The sequence below is a fragment of the Teredinibacter haidensis genome (assembly GCF_014211975.1).
Lineage (GTDB): Bacteria > Pseudomonadota > Gammaproteobacteria > Pseudomonadales > Cellvibrionaceae > Teredinibacter > Teredinibacter haidensis.
On the sequence record NZ_CP060084.1, the window covers coordinates 4,442,658 to 4,460,962 of the forward strand.

The following is an 18,305-nucleotide window of genomic DNA, read 5'->3' on the forward strand; positions in this document are numbered from 1 at the left end:
AGTAGTTTACCGCAGTATGGTGGGTTGCGGGTTGTAGTAGTGTCGGCCGCGGGTGATGTCGAGCATATAGTTCACAAGTTCGCGATAGTCGTCGGGATTGTTCACCCAGTCGATTTCGGAGGCGTTCACGATTAGCAGTGGCGCTGAGTCGTAGTAATGGAAAAAGTGGGTGTAAGCGTCGTTCAGGCGCTGAAGGTAGTGGTGGTCGATGGTCTGTTCGGAGCGAATACCTCGGGAGTGGATACGATCCAGCAACACGTCGGTGGATGCCTGTAAGTAAATGACCAAATCGGGTGTTGGTGCGTCTATGGCCATATGGTCAAATACCTGCTGGTAGAGTTTCAGTTCGTCTTCGTTGAGCGTGACTTGCGCGAACAGCGGGTCCTTTTCAATTAAAAAATCGGCTACGCGCACCGGCTGGAACATATCGCCCTGGCGCAGTTCGTTGAGCTGTTGTATGCGCTGGAATAAAAAGAATAGCTGAGTTGGTAGTGCAGAGTTTTTTTCGTGGGCGTAGAAGCGATCGAGAAAAGGGTTGTCTTCGGCTCTTTCCAGCAGTGTGTCGTAGTTAAAGGTACTAGCCAGGTTTTTCGTCAGCGTGGTTTTACCTACGCCAATGGGGCCTTCCACGGCAATATAGCGTGGGATGCTTTTGTCGCTCAGATCTAGCTGCCAGAAATGGTCGTTAGCGTTGCTCAATGTCTTCTCCCGGTTGCAGTTTGCTGAGCCCCTTATTGCCTAAGGTTTGCAATAATGACGCAATTGAAGTGCCATTGGGTAGTACTAATTGCGGCGCGATATCCAGCAGGGGCTGTAGCACAAAATTGCGTTTGGTCATCCAAGGGTGGGGGACGGTGAGCCTTTCTGTCGCAATGATATCGCACCCATAGAGAAGAATATCTAGGTCTAGAGTGCGTGGCCCCCAGTGTTGGATACGCTCCCGCTGTTGCTGCTGTTCTATGGCTTGCAGTTCATCCAGCAGGGCTTCGGGTGTTAGTGATGTGTCCAACTCGGCAGCGCCGTTGATATAGTCTGGTTGTGGAGGGCCAACCGCCTGGCTTCGATACCAGTGGGAGCAGCGGCGTAATTGAATATCGCGATGCTGGCGGAGGGTGTTGCAGGCCTGGGTGACCTGCCGCAGGGGGGTTTGCAGATTGCTGCCGAGGCTGATGAAAACTTGCATTCAGTCGGACCCGTTACTCTTGGGGGGCCTTGGTCTTAGGCGCTGTTTTGCGGCGAGGTGGGCGTCTGCGCTTCTGGGGTTGCTCACTTTCGAGGCCGTCCACCAGCGCCGCCTTACCGGCATCATCTGTTTGTTGGTACTGGGTCCACCAATTGCCTAGGCCTTGGGCGTCTTCACCCGCTTGTTCTCGCAGCAATAAAAAATCGTAGGCAGCGCGAAAGCGCGGGTGTTCCATCAGTACTGCCGCCCGCTTGCCGCTGCGACGTGGTAGGCGTAATTGAAGGGCCCAGATTTCGCGCATGGGGACCAGAAATCGCTTGGGGATTGCTGTATAGGAGAGCTGCTGGGTAATAATTCCCTGAGCAGCCTGCTGCATGGCTTCCTGGGTAGACAGCTTCTGATCGTTGACAAGGTGACGCATGCTGGCGCGCAGGGCGGGCCAGAGAAAGGCGGCGTAGATAAACGCTGGGGTTATTTTTTTACCCTGGCGAATGCGCTTGTCGGTGTTGGCTGTGGCGCTGGTGATCATGTTGCTGTCCACTTCGCTGCCTTTTTCCATACAGTAGTCGGTACTGGGAAACAGGTATTGCAGGCAGTGGTATTCGCGCAGCAGATTTAAGGTGGCCGTTGCCGAGCCCGCCATAAAGAGTTTGAGCACTTCTTCAAATAGTCGGGCTGACGGAATATGGCTGAGGTAATCGGCATGCTCGCGAATAGGGGCTTCGGAAGACTGCTCGATGGAGAATCCCAACTTGGCGGCAAAGCGAACGGCTCTTAGCAGGCGAACGGGGTCTTCTTTGTAGCGGGCGCCCGGGTTGCCAATAATACGTAGGGTGCGAGCGTTTAGGTCTTCCAGGCCGGTACTGAATTCAAGCAGTTCGCCATTTTCGGGGTTGTAGTAAAGGGCGTTGATTGTAAAGTCGCGACGTTCGGCGTCGGTGCGCAGATCGCCGTAGACATTGTCTCTCAGTAAAACTCCGTGCTCGGATTGCTGGGCCTCGTGCTTGCCGTCTGCTTCTTCATGGCTGTCACGAAAGGTTGTGACTTCAATAATTTCTCGGCCAAAGCGCACATGAACAATACGGAATCGCTTGCCTATAATTCGAGAGCTGCGAAACACCGCTCGGATCTGTTCGGGGGTAGCGCTGGTGGCGACATCAAAATCTTTGGGTTTAGCTCCCAGTAACAGATCCCGTACTCCGCCGCCCACGAGAAAGGCTTCGTAACCTGCGCGGTGGAGCTGCTCAATCACACGGACGCCGCCTCTACTGATATCGCTGTTGCGGATACCGTGGTGTTTGGCGCGAATAACCCTAGAGCCTAGAGGGCCTTCGGAGGCGTCGAATATTTGTAATAGCCGTTTTAACATGGTGGTGTGATAGTGGTTGGGTTCAGTAGGGCGTCTGGTGTTCAGTCGAGCGCAGTCTATCACAACTATGGAGTGGAGATCGGGATGCTTTCTGGGCGTGTTCGGGAGGTTTTGGCTCTGATGGGTGAGAGGTGAGAGGTTTAGTCATTTTCAAAGTCCGGAAACCAAAACGGGAAAGCCTTGGCTTTCCCGCTTAATCTGGATGTGCTTTTTATAGTTCTTGTTTCAATTGGACACATCCCTGTCCATTATATTTGCTCTTCAGCAACACCTCTCCAAAGGCTCACAAGTCAGTTTATACGCTTTCGTTCTTATTATTTCTTGTTGTTATTATCTGTTTTTACGTTTGTTTTTATTATTTATTGTTGTTATTCGCTATTTATCTTTTTCTTATTATTCTTTATTGTTGTTATTGTGACGCTAGTAAGAGCATTTGTCGTGCCACTTTTAATAATTCGTTATAAAACAATGATTTGTGAGTTTTTGGCGAGTATTTATGATGTTTCGTTATTTGCATTCGTTACTTTCTGTCTCGGGGTTGTTACGAGTCTTCTTCACCTGGTAACACCCGAGGTTTTGGTAACAGTTCTGTTTAGTTTAGTTACTGGCGGCCGTAGTGGGGGGTGACAGTTGAGAATTCGTTCACGCCCGACCGCTGCCGAGCAGCACCGGGTAGGGGGAAAAGCGAAGAGCGCTAAAAAAGTGGTGGAACTGCCTACTTTCCAGAAACGTTCTGCGTGGGTTTGCTGCGCGGTATTCCTAAGCGTTGACGTCTTTCCCACAGGCATTTACGGCTGACCCCTAGTTTGCGGGCCAGTTCAGTTTCGCTCATGGTGTCTTGATGTTCCAGCACGAAGCGCTGGAAATAGTCTTCCAGCGACAGGTCTTCGGTGGGTTCTGGAGCTGTGCGCACACTGCCTCCTTGACGACCTCTGCCTGGTGCATCTCCATGACGATCGTCATCGACTTTAACAAGGTCGAGGTCGATGGCTAGTTGGTTGTGGTCGATCTCGGTTTCGTTGTCGCAGAGGATAACAGCCCTCTGAATGGCATTTTCCAGCTCGCGAATGTTGCCTGGCCAAGTGTAGGTTGTAATGGCCTGAATTGCTTCGGGAGTAAGCGTAAGGGTCGGTTTCATCATTTCGGCGCAAAAGCGCTTAACAAAGGTTTCGGCCAGAGCGAGGATGTCTTTGCCCCGCTCTCGCAGGGGGGGGAGCTTTAGCTGTACCACATTGATACGGAAGTAGAGATCTTCGCGGAATTGGCTTTCGCGTGCGAGCTTGCCGAGATCCCTGTGGGTCGCGGCCACCAGGCGTACATCCACCTTGTGAGACTCTACCGAGCCAATGGGGCGAACTTCGCCTTCCTGAAGTACGCGCAGTAAGCGGGCCTGGGCTTCCAGTGGTAGCTCGCCGATTTCATCGAGAAACAGGGTGCCGCCATCGGCCGCTGCAACGAGACCTTCGCGGTTGGTTGCGGCGCCGGTAAATGCTCCTTTTTCGTGACCGAACAGCTCGGCTTCGATAAGCGTTTCAGGGATGGCGGCGCAGTTTACGGAGATCAGGGGTTTGTTTTTACGGGGGCTTTCGTTGTGGATGGCATTGGCGACAAGCTCTTTACCGGTGCCGGTTTCCCCTTGTACCAGTACAGTAGCAGAGGTGGGGGCAACCTTGTGGATTTTGGCGTAGAGCTCACGCATTACGATGCTGCTGCCAATCATGCCCGAGATGGCCGTGTGGTTTTCGGCGGTGCGGTTGGTCGCTGAGGCTTTTCGGGTATCGGATTTTCCGATAACGCGTTTTACGGCGGCGAGCATTTCATCGTGATCAAAAGGCTTTGCAATATAGTCCACCGCGCCCATACGCATGGAGTCCACCGCTGAGCGCAGGCTGGCGTAGCTGGTCATTATTAATACGGGAACATCGCCAGCCATTTGCACCAGGTCGGTTCCTGGGGCGCCGGGCAGGCGTAAGTCGCTGATAATTAGGTCAAAACTGTCGAGTTTGTGTTTGCCAGTTGCTTCCGAGACCGAGCCCGCTTCTTCCACGTCATACTTGTTGCGAGTGAGTAGCTTCCGCAATGCTGTGCGGATAATATCTTCGTCTTCAACAATCAGTATTTTACTCATAGGAATTCTACGGTACTCAATGATCTAAAACGTTTGCCGGGTAACCCGGGAACAGCCGTTGTTCAGGACTTGCTCAACGGTCGACTAGTGTTACCTGTCGTGGCGTCAGATTCAAGGGCTGTGGGGAGCTTTATCACAAATTTTGTGCCCTTTTGTAACACTTTATCAACGGGACTAATAATATCCAGTAAGCCTTTATGTTCTTCCACGATACTGTAGACCATGGCCAGTCCAAGCCCCGTGCCCTCTCCAGGTTCTTTGGTGGTAAAGAAAGGCTCGAAAACTTGGTCCAATAAGTCTGTTGGTATCCCGGGGCCGTCGTCGGTGACGGTGATTTCCGCCCATTTCTGCAGCTGTGTGCCTGCAACGCGAATATTGCCACCATTTTCACATGCGTCGCGGGCATTGGATAGCAGGTTTACGAAGATCTGTATCAAGCGCTGGCTGTCGCCCCATACCTGCAGAGACTCATCAACCTCGTTGTGGAATATAACCTGGCCTCTCTTTTCTCGCTGCAGGCGAATAAGGTCGATGGCCTCCTGCGCACACACGTACAGATCTACCTGCTGAAAGCCGGATTCTTGCTGTTCACCTGAGTGTGAAAAACTGACCAATGAGTGGACGATGCGGCTGACACGGTCTGTTTGCGAGAGGATGTGAGCGACAGATTCAAGCAGCTCTTCATTGTCGGTTTCGTATTTCATGTTTTGAGCAAGGCAGGCAATGCCGGTAACCGGGTTGCCGATCTCGTGGGCCACTCCGGCGGCCAGTCGCCCGACAGATGCCAGTCGTTCGCTGTGCATCAGTTCTTTTTCGAGGAGCTGCATTTCCGTTACGTCTTCAATCAATATGACTTGTCCTTCAGCTTGGTAACTGACAGAGGAGGGGATCGAGGCCTGATGCAGGCTGATCCAGTGGGTGCGACCCGCCAGATCAACTTCCTGCTTGTAAAAATGGGCTGAGCTGGAGTTTGCGAATCGGTCCAGAAGTTCGCCCCAGGGCTCCAGAATTTCTGCCAGGTGTGAGCCGGTCACCGTTTCACTGGGAATGCCGGTGAGGCGCTCCATGGCGCTGTTCCACATTAGGACTTCCATATCTTTGCCCACCGAGCACACCGCCATTGGCAGCTCTTCCAGGGTGCGGCGATGGTAGAGGCGCAGGTTGTTGAGTTCTCCCGCGAGCCCGGTGAGGTGGTCGCGGTATTCATTGATGCGGCTTTCCATCAGGTTGATGTCGGCCACGCCTTCAATTTCCGGCACTTTGTAGGGGATGCTTCGGTCCATAATTTCCGTGGCCATGCTGATACCCATCAGGCCGGAGAGGTTGGCTTCAACTTCATCTCGAATTCGGCGCAGTGCGTAGGGGCGTCGCTCGCTGGCGCTCAAGCCCAGTTGTTCCAACGCGCGATCAACTTCCACGCGGGCGGTGGATTCGCCGATGCGATCGGTGAGTCGTTCTACTAGCTCCTCGGGCGCACGAATATCCAGTGCCATGCGAATGGGGTGGCTAAGCTCGTCCTCGGCGCACAGCTCGGCGCTATATTTTTCATCGTTGGATTGGTGGGTTGCCAGTGAGACGGTGACAAATATCAGGGTATTCAGGCCCAGTGACCAGAGGGTGAGTTGCCCCCAGTGGTCGATGCCAATGTTGAAGCTAATCTGGGCGAAGGACATAAGGACTTCCCGCTGATCTTGCAACATGGGAATTAGCAATCCGATTATCCAGATCACAATGCCGGTGAGAAGCCCGGCAACCAGACCATTGCGGTTGCCCCTCGACCAGTGGGCGACGGCAATAACGCCTGGTAAAAACTGCAGAGTGGCGATAAACGACGTGAGGGCGAGATCGGTCAGGTTGAAGCGGTTGGCGAGAATTTGGTAGAAACCGTAGCCGCATAGGATAACAACAGCGATAAGAACGCGGCGCATCCAGATCAATTGGCCGTAAATCTCCTGATGCGTGCGCAGAGGGGTAGCGGGCAGTATCCAGTGGTTGAGGATCATGGTGGCTATCGCTAGAGATATGGCGACGATGGCGCCCGTTGCGGCCGAGAGGCCAGCAACAAACGAAATAACAGTGAAGGTCGGGCTGCCGGAGGCGATGGGTATCGCCAGGGGGAAATATTCTGTTGGGAACCCGTCGCCCAGCTTTAATCCTGCCCACAGTATGGGGAAAATAGGTAGTGCCATAATCAGCAGGAATAGAGGGAATGCCCAGCTGAGGGTGTTGGTGACATTTTTGACCGGGTTTTCCACTACAGTCATATGGAAAATGTGCGGCATGGAAACCGCCGTGGCGATAAAAACCAGTAATAGCGTGTGTGCAGACTGGTTGCTGGTAGGGGTGTTTAGGTCTCGTAGGTGCTCGGGGTTGTTCATCAACCATTCGTCTAAACCGTCAAAACCGGAAAATACCTTGTAAATGGCGAACAGGCCTATGGCGCATAGGCCAAATACCTTCACCAGGGATTCAAAGGCCATGGAGGTTATCAGCCCTTTGTGGTGTTCTCGATTCGATCCGAACACCATGGCAAATCCCGCTACAAATACGCAGTAAACCAGCGCCATTAACTGTCGCGAATCAAAGTGCTGGCTGGACATGGCTATACTGCTGCCGTTGTTGTGGGTAAGAATATGGATGGTGTCGGCTACGGCCTGAATTTGAAGGGCAATCAAGGGAGCCATAGCAAGCGCCATACACAGGGTTGCTAGGCCGCCAACTCCGTGGCTGTGGTAGCGGAAGGTCAGTAGGTCGGCGGTGGAGTTGATCTGAAATCGCCTTGCTAGCTCCATAAAGGGTTTAAGGGCAACGGGTGCAAATAGAAAGAGCGCGCCGGTGCCAATGTAATAGACCAGGGCGCCATAACCGAAATTCCGTGCCAGGTCGATCACGCCATAGAATGCCCAGGCGCTGGCAAAGATTCCCAGGGAGAAGATATAAGTTACGGGGTGGCGAACAATACGCTGGCTGATTAACCCCTTTTCGGTGCAATAAGCGATGGCAAAGAGAACGCTAAGGTAGCTTAGGCAAATTAATCCGACTTGAAAAAAACTGAAGGTCATGGAGTGTCAACTTTGTCTTGTTGTGGCTTTCTGTCCTGGATGAAGTAGGCGATAACTATGATTAATAGCCAGATCAGGTAGGGGCGATACCAGCCACCATCCGGGTGAATAACCCAGCTCAATAGGGTGGGTGAAAAAATATAGACCATTAGCAGTAGCAGTAGCAGGGGGCGTTGTCGTTTCATTCTTAATCCTCGCTGGCGGGGAATTGTAACTCAATAATTATCCCCGCTAGGGCGTTATTGTGGGCTCGCCATCACTGGGTGCCTGGAAATCTTGTTCAGTTGCCACTGATTTTGCGCCCAGTGAAGCGTTTCGGTGAGGCTCGCTCGAGCCAACTGTTGTTCGTCCTTATGGTTGGCGAGGCCAAGTAACCGGCAGGCGGTGGCGAGATTCTGCGAGGCCTGTACTGGATCTACAGGGTGGGCGTGATTCTGCTTGCTTAATTTGTTGCCGCTGGTATCGGTAATAATGGGGATATGACCGTATTGGGGCGGCGTTGCGTCGAGAATATAAAATAGCAGTCGTTGTTTTACCGTGGTGTTGAGTAGATCTGCGCCGCGCACAATATGGGTAACCCCTTGAGCTATATCGTCTGCTACGACGGCGAGCTGATAGGCAAACAGGCCGTCTTTTCGGTGAATAACAAAGTCATCATTCTCGTGAAGTGGGTCGTTGTGCTGACCTAGAACATTATCGATAAAGCTATCCAGGGTTTCTCGCTGGTATTCTTTGAGGTGGTGCAGGGCGCGCTGGAGGTTGATACGCATGGCCGCGGGCTGCTCCCGACTAGGTGCATGTTGCAAACAGTGGCCATCGTAGTAGCCGCCAAGTACCTTTAATCGCGCGCGAGTACAGTTGCAGGGGTAGCAGAGTCCGCGTTTAGCGAGTGTGTCCAGGATGTCGTGGTAGGCTTGGCTGCGCTGGCTTTGGTAAAGAACCGGTTTATCCGAGTGCAGGCCGTGTGCTTCAAGGCAGTCGAGAATAAGTTTATCCGCACCCGGTTGTTCGCGCGGGGGGTCGATATCCTCCATACGCACCAGCCATGTGCCGTTGTTGGCGCGAGCGTCGAGATAGCTTGCCAGGGCGCAGACCAGAGACCCTTGGTGTAAAGGGCCGGATGGCGAGGGCGCAAACCGGCCAACATAGTTGTTGGCCTGAGGAGCGTTGGGTGTAAGCAAAGCGGTGTTGCTGAGCCTTGTGTCAAAGGGTTACAGGGTTGTTTGCTTTTCTTTAATTTCGTCGATGGTTTTACAGTCGACACACTGTGTTGCCGTTGGTCGTGCTTCTAGGCGGCGAACGCCAATATCCACACCGCAGGCTTCGCAGTAACCGTAGTCGTCTGTTTCCAGTAGCTCGAGGGTGCTGTCGATTTTCTTGATCAGCTTGCGTTCCCTGTCGCGTGTACGTAGCTCCAGGCTGAACTCTTCTTCCTGGCTGGCTCGGTCTGCGGGATCTGGAAAGTTGGCAGCTTCGTCTTTCATGTGACTAACGGTGCGATCCACTTCTTCCATCAGCTCGTGTTTCCAAGCGAGTAACAATTCGCGGAAATGGGCTTTCTGGTTGTCGTTCATGTACTCTTCGTCTTTCTTCTCCTGGTAAGCAGGGATATCGCGAAAGGCAAAGTTTGTTTTAGCTTGAGATTCCGGCATAGCTTATTTGCGCCTCATTGCTGAATAATCGCAGTCAAATGGGGGTTGGTTCTTTTTTTTCAAGGCCACGTAACAGGGTTTTCCCATATTTGGGCTGCCCAGGATTTCGATCACCAGACTGATAAGCGCCGAAATCAAGCGGAGAAAATTACCAGATTCGGTTTTTAGGCGCTAGCTTTTTCGTCTCGCTGGACGCTAATTGAAGGTGTTGGGGGGGTGAGGGGCTGCTAAACTGCCGCCCCTTTGTCGTTCAAACCTTTGCCTCGCAGGTACTTTCATGCACTTCGAACCGCCTTTAATCAAAGCCAGGCTACTAAAGCGTTACAAGCGATTTCTCGCCGATGTGGTATTGGATAACGGTGAGGAACTGACCGTTCACTGTCCTAACACGGGCAGTATGAAGAATTGTATTGTTGAAAATTCAACCTGTTATCTGTCGGATTCCAATAACCCAAAACGCAAATATCGTTATACCTGGGAGTTGGCGACAACACCCGATGGCAATCTGGCGCGGATCAATAGCGCCACGGCCAATGCTTTGGTGGCAGAGGCAATAGAGGGGGGCGTGATTGCGGAGCTGAGCGGCTACCCAAGCCTTCAGCGCGAGCAAAAATACGGGCAGGAGGGCAGTCGGATAGACCTGTTGTTATTGTCTGAGGCGCAGCGTTGCTATGTGGAAGTGAAAAGTGTCACTCTTGCGGTAGATGATCGTCAGGGGCTTTTTCCCGATGCCGTCAGTAGTCGAGCGAGCAAGCATTTACGTGAGCTGATGGCTATGCGCCGTCAGGGGTATCGAGCGGTGCTGTTTTACTGCGTGCAACATACGGGGATTGACCGGGTTTCGCCAGCCGATGAAATAGACCCTGAATATGGGCGTTTGCTTCGAGATGCCGTGAGCGCGGGAGTGGAGGTGTTGGCCTATCGCGCGGATATCTCTCCCGAAAGTATCCAATTACAGTGTTCGCTGCCAGTGGTTCTTGAGTTGAATACTTAATCTGCCGAATAGACGCTGGTCTGGTCGCAGTGTATTGCTATGGGTTTTAGGGCGTCCCCGCTGCAGGGGCCGGATATGCACTCGCCGGTTTCAATCAGAAACAGTGCGCCATGAGTTGAGCATTCAATCAGTTCGCCTTCGGTATCCAGGAACTGGTTTGGTTGCCAGTCAAGGGGAATGCCTAAGTGTGGGCATGAATTTCTATAGGCGTAAATTTCACCGTCTTTACGAATGGCGAACCCCGATGTCTCACCGGCCCCGAATACCATGGCTTCTCCTTCGTGCAGCTCTGCCAAGTCAAACAGCTTAGTTGCCACAAAGAATACCTGTTGGCTCAGGTGCTGGTAGCACTTTCGGATTGACGCGCCTCTTCGACCAGCTGTGCTTTAAGGTCGGGAGACAAATCATTCCAATGGACATCCATTAGTGCGCCCTGCAATGCATAAAGCATGACTTTAGATACATGGATACCGCGTGCTTTAATACGGCAGTAAGCCTCGACGGCACCCATTTGGGATAAGTCATCGTAGTTGTTAATGCCAATAGCTTGAAGGATATTTACCGAGGCCATTCCCAGGTTTTTAAGCCCGAGTAACTCTCCTTGCATGCCTTGGTTACCGTTGATGGAAGTCATCAGGTCCGATCTCCCAGAGTATTATTATTAGAATGTGTGGGGTTTTGGCGAAAAAAAAGATCCGTATATAAGCGGCAGGTACATTTACTTATTATTGTGCTAGCGGTACCTTCTGCCACCGTAAGTGCCTCCTTCTAGCAGTAAAAACTTGCTTGAATACCGGTAAAACATAGGGCCGGTTGGTAAGAGGTTTAGTTGCCAATTGCGACCAATAATACAGACTTATGACATTATGGCAATTGGTTTGAGGGGAAATAATGAGCAAAATGAAAGGATTTTGCATGGTTTCGGCCAGTTTTGAGCAGGTGATTGGGCGTGATAGCAGCTATATCGATTTTGAATCTCTAGAGCGGCCGGTTCACCGCGAGCTGGTTCCCGAGTTTCTGTCGCTAAAATCAGCCGCGCGAGGAGCGGGCTTTGATCTGCGTATCGCAAGCGGCTTTCGTGATTTTGAGCGGCAGCTAACAATCTGGAATCAAAAGGCAGAAGGGAAGCGACCCTTGCTGGATGCGCAGGGGAGGGAGCTTGAATATACTGCTCTGCCGCCGGATCAGGTGTTAAGTAGCATATTGCGTTGGTCGGCATTGCCGGGAGCGTCGCGTCACCATTGGGGCAGTGATATTGATATTTACGACGCAGCAGCAGTTGATGACGGTTACGTTGTGCAGCTAACAGGCGCAGAATGTGAAAGCGGCGGTCCTTTCGCGCCCTTCCACTGTTGGTTAACCGAGTATTTGGCTGGACAATCAGCATTTTTCCGTCCATATGATAGTGACATGGGCGGTGTTTCACCTGAACCATGGCATTTAAGCTATCGCCCGTTGGCGCAAAAATACGGTTTGGCTATGGATGCACGTGCGCTATACGCCGTGCTGGAAAGTGTGAATTTGGGTTTGCGCGACCTTGTGCTAGCCCGGTTTGATGAAATATTTCAACGCTATGTTCTGAATTTGGGGAGCCTTAAGAGATAAGCTATGTTAGTGATTTTTGATTGTGATGGTGTGTTAGTTGATAGTGAGAGCTTGGCTTCAGTTGTGTTTTCTGAGATGTTGGCAACGAAGGGTATAGTGTTCTCACCGACAGATTGTTACCGCCAGTTCCATGGCCACTCCATGGCCTACTGTTATGCTTGGCTGGAAGAAAACTTTAATGTCCTTTTGCCTGAGGATTTTGGCGAACAGCTGGCGTTAGCAACACAGAAGCGTTTTGCTATGGATCTTAAATCTGTGCAGGGGGTAGGCGATGTGCTGGTATGGCTGCAGGAGCGTAATATTGCTTTCTGCGTTGCCTCCAACGGAGCGCATAAGAAAATAAACCACTCGCTGTCTGTTACCGGGCTCGACCATTTTTTTAGCGACTTTCCGGCGAACACCGTTCGCCGCTTTAGCGTTGAGGATGTCGAACACGGTAAGCCTGCGCCCGATTTGTTTCTGCACGCGGCCGATGCTGTCGGCGTACCACCGTCTTTTTGCGTGGTTGTTGAAGATTCTGCCTCTGGCTTTGCGGCGGCGGAGGCTGCAGGCATGAGGTTGATAAAGTATCTCCCGGATGCGTCTCCTCAGGCGCAAGAAGAGGATTCACGGATTTGTCTGTCGATGCTGGAAGTGTTGGATACGTTACAGAAGGGAATCTAGAGGCGGTTAACAGACTCTAATTTGAGCGGGACTTACCCCGTTGCTTGGTGGTGGTCATATTGTGCTCTTTTAACCACTTGAGCACCGATTGTCGGCTCGCGAGCATGGCACGATAGGTGTTGAGTACTGTTTCGTTGGGGGCTTTCATGGCCTCCATGCGTTGTATGCGATCCCTGAGAAATGCAATGTCATCGCTGATTTTGGTTGTTACCGCATTAACATGAATACGTTGCTGTCCAACGGCAAGTAGTTTGTCAGGAGTATTGGAATCTACCGCGTCGGATGCGGTATTGTTTTGGGGGGCGTTGGTTTTCATAGTGCTCACATCTCTACAAGCGAGGGAAATAACGCTTCCTCGATGTTCATCCTTGAATTCGATTGCTAAGATTAAGAGTATGGATAGATTTACGAGATTCGCTAGCGGCCATCCACGCCAATATGTGTGAGATATTACCCATAGTGTAGGGAAATGAAGTTTTTGGTGGTGGCAGTAGCGACTATTTATATTTTATTGCTCTTATAGAGTAATCTTTCGGCTAGAGAGTGTTCTATGTCCTCTGAAGTAGAAAAGTACGATCTGGTTTTTCGTGGAGACTTGGCAAAGGGTGTTGAGCAGGCTGTTGCCAAGCGAAACCTTGCTCAGCTTTTTAAGATTGATGCGGTTAAAGTAGATGCCCTGTTCAGTGGCAAAGCGGTTGTGCTTAAGCGAAATTTGTCGCTGGACGCGGCAAGCAAGTATCGGGTCGCGATTAAAAAGGCCGGTGCTCTGGTTGAGCTAAGCCAGCAGCAGGCGAGAAAAGTTAAGCCGCAAGGGCGAGCGACTTTTGCTGTGCCGGAATCTCCGGCCGGCTCGGCTGAGATGGGTGCTATTCCCGGAACGGAGTCTGTGGCGGCCGATGCTGATGCAGTGGCGGCCAAAGCAGACGCTCAGGGTTTTGAGTTGGCTCCCCCAGGTGTCTATCTACTGGCGGTGGGCGAGCAAAAAATCGTTGAAGCGGTTGATATTGATATTTCAGGGCTTTCGCTGAGAGAAAACGACGGTAACCTGCTGAGCGACGACGAGTACGTTCGTGATGTTGCTGCGGATTTCGATTTGCCGGAAATCGATTTGGCTGAGGCGGGTGCAGACGTTTTGAGACCGGAAGAAAGGAAAATTGTTGAGGCAGTTGCGGTCGATCTCAGCGGGATGTCGCTTGCCAGCCCTGGCGAAAAACTTGCTCCCGAAAAACCAGCCCCACCGCCGCCGCCGGATATCAGCGGAATCACACTTAAAGAATAAATGCTTCCGCCGGCTGGTGATTCATAGCAATTAGAATCGTGGCGCTTTTGGAAGCTTTTTGTAGCTTTCGATAGATGTAAGAATTTCTTGCTTGGCGGCATCTGCGTCGGCCCATCCATCCAGCTTCACCCACTTGCCGTCTTCCAGGTCTTTGTAATGTTCAAAGAAGTGTGCGATACGGTCCACCTTGATTTTCGGTAATTGCTCGATACTGGAAATATCATCGTAATATCGGGTAACCGAACTTATGGGTACCGCGAGGATTTTGGCATCTTCACCGGATTCATCGGTCATTTTCAGCATACCCAGCGGGCGGCAGGTAACCACGGAGCCGGGTAACAAGGGGCGGTTCATAAAGACCAGCACGTCGCAAGGATCTCCGTCATCACTTAAGGTGTGAGGGATATAGCCGTAGTTCACGGGGTAATGCATAGCTGTCCCCAGAATTCGATCCACAAACATAGCGCCGGATGCTTTGTCTACTTCGTATTTAACAGGGTCTCCGCCCATGGGTATTTCGATTACAACGTTGACTTCTTCCGGTGCTCTATCGCCTGTTGGGACTAAGTGAAGGCTCATACTGACTCTTCCTATATGTAATTCGTGTGTATTCTTTAGCAGTTGTACTGCCGTTTTTAGCCATTATTCGTTTCGGTTGGAAACATAGCTTTTCAGTTGGGGCGCGATTGTAACACAAGGATCTGGCCGAACAATCCTTGATCAGGCGCAAATAATAGGGATAAAGTTGCTGAGCTGTGTCTTGGGTTTACGCCCTCGGTTGGCTGCTGTGGATGAAAGATCAATTCGGTCGTTGTTGCCCATCGAACACGCGCGATTTTGGGTCTATATTTAAGAGTGCTGAACCCTTTGCTCTGGTGCGGCAGGTTTGCTTTGAATCACGATGATTCTGGTACTGTTGGTCCGGACTATACTGCCGTAGGGTGCGTTGGAGCTAAGCCTGTAGTGAATTCTTTGTTGAATAGTGTGACGGGAACGGCGGCTAAGGCTTCTTTATAGTTAATGTCTGGGTAGTATATCCAGATCAGTTAACACTGAAGATTAAAGCAAAAAAATAAGGATTATTTTGAACAAAGGAAAAGAACTTCCGGCTCCCCTTTATTTGCTGCCCAGCATTCCAGCATCCGTCGTAGCCGTTGTCGTTGGGCTAAGTCTTTTGCCGTTTGCCCTCATTCTCCTCGGCTTTGATTTTGGGGTAAATACTCCGGTGCATGTCGTTGAGCAGTTGGCATTGCTGCCGGAGGAAGATCTGCTCAATAATTTGAAATTAATGATGGTTGGCCCGCAGTTGCATACGCTACTGGAATGGAGTGCCATCATGACGGCGGTGCTTACCGCACTATTGGCGTTCAGTCATTTTTCTATGACAGCGAACATTACAACGCCTGTGATAGGTATTTCATTGCTGTGCGCCGGGGCAATGGATGCCTTTCACTCGCTGGTAGCGTCAAGAATGTTGGATACTGTTGCCGATACAGCGGCATTAATTCCCTTCAGTTGGGTCGTGGCTCGCAGCTTTAACGCGTTGCTTGTATTGTTGGGCGTTGGGACCTTACTTCTGCTTAGTAGCAAAACGCGCAATACGAATCCAATACGTTTTTTATTGGCGGTAACAGCTGTATTTGTCTTGCTGGGTTACTTGATTACTCAGTGGTGTATTAGTGCCAGTAATATTCCCGTCACTATTTTCCCACACGATTTAATCAAGCGTCCGTTCGATGTTATTCCGCTGGTGGCGTATATCTTTGCCGGTGCATTTGTTTTTCCAGCGTTTAAGGAAAAATACCCCAGTGTGTTCAGCGATTCTCTTGTGATCAGCACCATTCCAGCTATCGCTGTGGAATTGCACATGGTATTCGGCTCTGCAGCGCTGTATGACAGCCATTACTATGCGGCCCACGGATTAAAAGTACTGGCTTATTTGGTCCCATTTTTCGGGCTGCTATTTGATTATTACGCCACTTACCAAAAGGATAAGTTGAAAACAGCGCAATTACACCAAACGTATCGCGAACTAGAAGAGCGTACTCTGCAGCTGTCGAGTAGCAATAAACGGCTAGAGAAAGCCAATCACTACAAATCGGAATTTATGGCGAGCATGTCCCATGAGTTGCGCACACCGCTTAATTCCGTTATCGGATTTACCCGTATTTTATTAAAAGATGTTGGAGAGGGGGAGCTTCGCCGAGAGAATCTGGCACTGGAATCAATCTATCGTAACAGTACGCACTTACTGGGGCTGATAAACGATATTCTCGACCTGTCTAAAATTGATGCCGGGCGAATGGTTCTGAGCGAAGAAAGTATTGTTGTTGGCGAACTCGTCAACGATATTAAAATGGAGCTTACGCCACTGGCAGAAAGGAAAAAACTTGCGTTCACTGTCGAAAATTACGCACGTAATATTTCTGTTGTGAGTGATAAAGCTAAGCTTCGGCAAATGCTTCTGAATCTAGGGTCCAACGCGCTTAAATATACCACCCAGGGCTCGGTTGTGATTCGTATCGAGACGGAAAAATACGGCCCACTGGGAGACTCGTTAACCATAGCATTTAAGGATACGGGGATCGGAATTGCTGACGAGGACAAAAAAAAGTTGTTCACAGAGTTCGGTCGGGCAGAGGAGGTACGCCTGCGTTCAATTGAAGGGTCTGGCCTTGGCTTGATGATAACAGCTAGGTTGGCGTCCTTGCTTGGAGGTTATGTCGACTTCGATAGTGTGTATGGAGTGGGTAGTGAGTTTCGCTTACATTTGGCGTTGCCTCAGTCGGTTGATACGGCTGGAGGACGCGATACTAAATGGGGACAAAAAGGCCTCGCTATTGTATTGCTCGGGGTCGATGCCGAATTAACTGAGGCGATTGAGGTCGCGTTTAAGCGTGAGTTGGTTTCTGTCTTCTTGGAAGAGAATCCCGATGCATTTATAGGTCTTTGTGAAAAGGTTTTGCCTGATGTCATTTGCTTTAATGCTGATATCGTTATGACTTTCGGTCACGATGTGTTGCCGCAGCTTTGTGAGCACAGCGTGTTGCTCGGTATCCCCAAAATTGCACTGAGCATTAACGAAGACAATAAGAATCGTCTGCTAGGATCCGGAGCGGATCTACTGATGTTGAATTCTGATAATCCTAAGAAGATGGTGTCGGAGTTTGTGAAGTTAAGTAGTCTGGATATTTCCAACGTATTGTTGGTGGGGGTCGAGGGCGAGCAGGGTAAAACACTAGAGAAAAATTTTCAGGATTATGGAATACATGTGTGCGTTTCTCATCACGCGGATGATGCGATCGCACAGGCCAGAGAACTTAAGCCGGATTTCCTTTTGGTTAACTTGGGTGATGAAAAGTTGGATTCAACACGGTTGATGGTCCTACTTAATAGCGATGAACAGTGCAGAAAAATCTACCAGATTATTTATAACGGCATTGGCCGGCATAGACCGGTTGTGTTTAGTAATGAGGTGCAGGAAGAGTTAGCTCTTGGGGCGCCTACTTTTACCGATATTCTTTCTGCAGCGGCAACTTTGCGGCGCCGAAGTCGCGCCAGCTTAATGCGTATCGAGGCGCTACACCGGAGTTTAATGAAGAGTAAAGAGTATAGTGGTTCAGCACAGGTGCGGGGTGTTCCGCTGACGCAGCAGCGAGAGGGGAATATCCCGCTCATACTGGTTGTTGAGGACTCCAAAGATAACTCAGAGTTAATGGATTGGATACTGGTTGATGCTAAGTTGAGTCATGATACTGCGCGGAATGGCCGTGAAGCTCTAAACTTAGTGCTCGAAAAAACCTACGGTTTGTTGCTGCTCGATATCAATCTGCCGGATATTAATGGCCGCGAAGTGGCCCGCAGGTTGCGGGCCACCAGTAGCTATAGCGAAACGCCGATCATTGCTGTCACGGTGTTATCCTCTAAGTCGGATATTGATGAGTTGAAATCCTGCGGGATAAACGAAGTTGTTTCTAAGCCTCTGGATCAGGAAGCGCTGCTTGAGGTTATTCATCGCTACATTGCTTAATCCTAAGGCTGTTTTGAATGATGTTGTTTCTAGTGCCATAAGGTTGTTGCCCACAGGCCTTGCTTTGCGATTTTGCTGGCGTACTGTTCCCCTTGTCCCGGGTTGGCTTGCATGTAGTGGATGTATAATTGCAATCCGTTACTCGCGTTTAATCGCGACGTATAGGGGCCAATATCAGTCCCTTCGCGAGTAGAAAAAAACCACTTCCCGTCAACACAAAAATAGCGCTCTGATCGATACCAAACCTTTTCTTCAAATTCACCGTCTCTAACTAGCATGCTTATCCCTTCACAGTTTTGGTGTTTTATTTCTGTTAAGGGTTAGTATATAAATCGTACAG

General features: G+C 50.7%; 18 protein-coding genes. 5 read left to right on the top strand and 13 right to left on the bottom strand.

The genetic code is table 11. The annotated features are described in order from the left end of the window. Positions 1–6: 6 nt before the first annotated feature. From H5715_RS18150 to dksA, 8 genes are all read right to left on the bottom strand, one after another. On the bottom strand, positions 7–699 hold the full coding sequence (locus H5715_RS18150; protein WP_075184936.1) for a deoxynucleoside kinase: 693 nt from the start codon (positions 697–699) through the stop codon (positions 7–9). Next, on the bottom strand, positions 686–1,183 hold the full coding sequence (gene folK, locus H5715_RS18155; protein WP_075184937.1) for a 2-amino-4-hydroxy-6-hydroxymethyldihydropteridine diphosphokinase: 498 nt from the start codon (positions 1,181–1,183) through the stop codon (positions 686–688). The genes H5715_RS18150 and folK overlap by 14 nt, the downstream gene beginning before the upstream one ends. Before the next feature lie 13 nt (positions 1,184–1,196). Continuing rightward, positions 1,197–2,552: a polynucleotide adenylyltransferase PcnB gene (gene pcnB, locus H5715_RS18160; RefSeq protein ID WP_075184938.1), complete on the bottom strand. Its 1,356-nt coding sequence runs from the start codon at positions 2,550–2,552 to the stop codon at positions 1,197–1,199. 715 nt (positions 2,553–3,267) lie between these two features. Further along, positions 3,268–4,680, bottom strand: coding sequence for a sigma-54-dependent transcriptional regulator (locus tag H5715_RS18165; protein ID WP_075184939.1), 1,413 nt, complete (start codon positions 4,678–4,680; stop codon positions 3,268–3,270). Between the two features lie 62 nt (positions 4,681–4,742). Continuing rightward, positions 4,743–7,742, bottom strand: coding sequence for an ATP-binding protein (locus H5715_RS18170; protein WP_075184940.1), 3,000 nt, complete (start codon positions 7,740–7,742; stop codon positions 4,743–4,745). Continuing rightward, entirely contained in the window at positions 7,739–7,927 is a 189-nt protein-coding gene (locus H5715_RS18175) for a hypothetical protein (RefSeq protein ID WP_075184941.1), read from the bottom strand. The genes H5715_RS18170 and H5715_RS18175 overlap by 4 nt, the downstream gene beginning before the upstream one ends. Before the next feature lie 54 nt (positions 7,928–7,981). Beyond that, positions 7,982–8,923 (bottom strand): tRNA glutamyl-Q(34) synthetase GluQRS, encoded by a 942-nt coding sequence (gluQRS, locus tag H5715_RS18180; RefSeq protein WP_075184942.1) that lies wholly within the window; start codon positions 8,921–8,923, stop codon positions 7,982–7,984. Positions 8,924–8,953: 30 nt separating this feature from the next. Then, positions 8,954–9,394: an RNA polymerase-binding protein DksA gene (dksA, locus tag H5715_RS18185; RefSeq protein ID WP_075184943.1), complete on the bottom strand. Its 441-nt coding sequence runs from the start codon at positions 9,392–9,394 to the stop codon at positions 8,954–8,956. Between the two features lie 277 nt (positions 9,395–9,671). Between dksA and sfsA the strand changes: the two genes are divergently transcribed. After that, positions 9,672–10,388, top strand: coding sequence for a DNA/RNA nuclease SfsA (sfsA, locus tag H5715_RS18190; protein WP_075184944.1), 717 nt, complete (start codon positions 9,672–9,674; stop codon positions 10,386–10,388). On the opposite strand, the gene H5715_RS18195 is transcribed toward sfsA, so the two are convergent. Then, positions 10,385–10,705 (bottom strand): Rieske (2Fe-2S) protein, encoded by a 321-nt coding sequence (locus tag H5715_RS18195; RefSeq protein WP_075184945.1) that lies wholly within the window; start codon positions 10,703–10,705, stop codon positions 10,385–10,387. The two genes, sfsA and H5715_RS18195, sit on opposite strands and share 4 nt — an antisense overlap. Before the next feature lie 17 nt (positions 10,706–10,722). After that, complete coding sequence (locus H5715_RS18200; protein ID WP_075184946.1) at positions 10,723–11,022, bottom strand: TfoX/Sxy family protein; 300 nt, start codon at positions 11,020–11,022, stop codon at positions 10,723–10,725. A 257-nt stretch (positions 11,023–11,279) separates the two neighbouring features. Here H5715_RS18200 and H5715_RS18205 point away from each other — a divergent pair, with 257 nt between their 5' ends. Both H5715_RS18205 and H5715_RS18210 read left to right on the top strand, forming a co-directional pair. Then, entirely contained in the window at positions 11,280–11,993 is a 714-nt protein-coding gene (locus H5715_RS18205; protein WP_246434609.1) for a M15 family metallopeptidase, read from the top strand. A gap of 3 nt (positions 11,994–11,996) precedes the next feature. Beyond that, positions 11,997–12,656, top strand: a complete 660-nt coding sequence (locus H5715_RS18210) for an HAD family hydrolase (RefSeq protein WP_075184947.1) — start codon at positions 11,997–11,999, stop codon at positions 12,654–12,656. A gap of 16 nt (positions 12,657–12,672) precedes the next feature. On the opposite strand, the gene H5715_RS18215 is transcribed toward H5715_RS18210, so the two are convergent. Beyond that, positions 12,673–12,972 (bottom strand): hypothetical protein, encoded by a 300-nt coding sequence (locus H5715_RS18215; RefSeq protein ID WP_075184948.1) that lies wholly within the window; start codon positions 12,970–12,972, stop codon positions 12,673–12,675. Between the two features lie 234 nt (positions 12,973–13,206). Here H5715_RS18215 and H5715_RS18220 point away from each other — a divergent pair, with 234 nt between their 5' ends. Further along, a complete protein-coding gene (locus H5715_RS18220; RefSeq protein ID WP_075184949.1) occupies positions 13,207–13,935 on the top strand; it encodes a hypothetical protein in 729 nt (242 codons plus the stop codon). A 30-nt stretch (positions 13,936–13,965) separates the two neighbouring features. Here H5715_RS18220 and ppa read toward each other — a convergent pair whose 3' ends face one another. Then, positions 13,966–14,514, bottom strand: coding sequence for an inorganic diphosphatase (gene ppa, locus H5715_RS18225; protein ID WP_075184950.1), 549 nt, complete (start codon positions 14,512–14,514; stop codon positions 13,966–13,968). A 505-nt stretch (positions 14,515–15,019) separates the two neighbouring features. Between ppa and H5715_RS18230 the strand changes: the two genes are divergently transcribed. Continuing rightward, positions 15,020–17,965, top strand: a complete 2,946-nt coding sequence (locus H5715_RS18230) for a response regulator (protein ID WP_075184951.1) — start codon at positions 15,020–15,022, stop codon at positions 17,963–17,965. A 29-nt stretch (positions 17,966–17,994) separates the two neighbouring features. Here H5715_RS18230 and H5715_RS18235 read toward each other — a convergent pair whose 3' ends face one another. Then, positions 17,995–18,243 carry a DUF6316 family protein gene (locus H5715_RS18235; protein ID WP_075184952.1) on the bottom strand — a complete coding sequence of 83 codons (249 nt, stop codon included), beginning with the start codon at positions 18,241–18,243 and terminating at the stop codon, positions 17,995–17,997. Positions 18,244–18,305 lie beyond the last annotated feature (62 nt).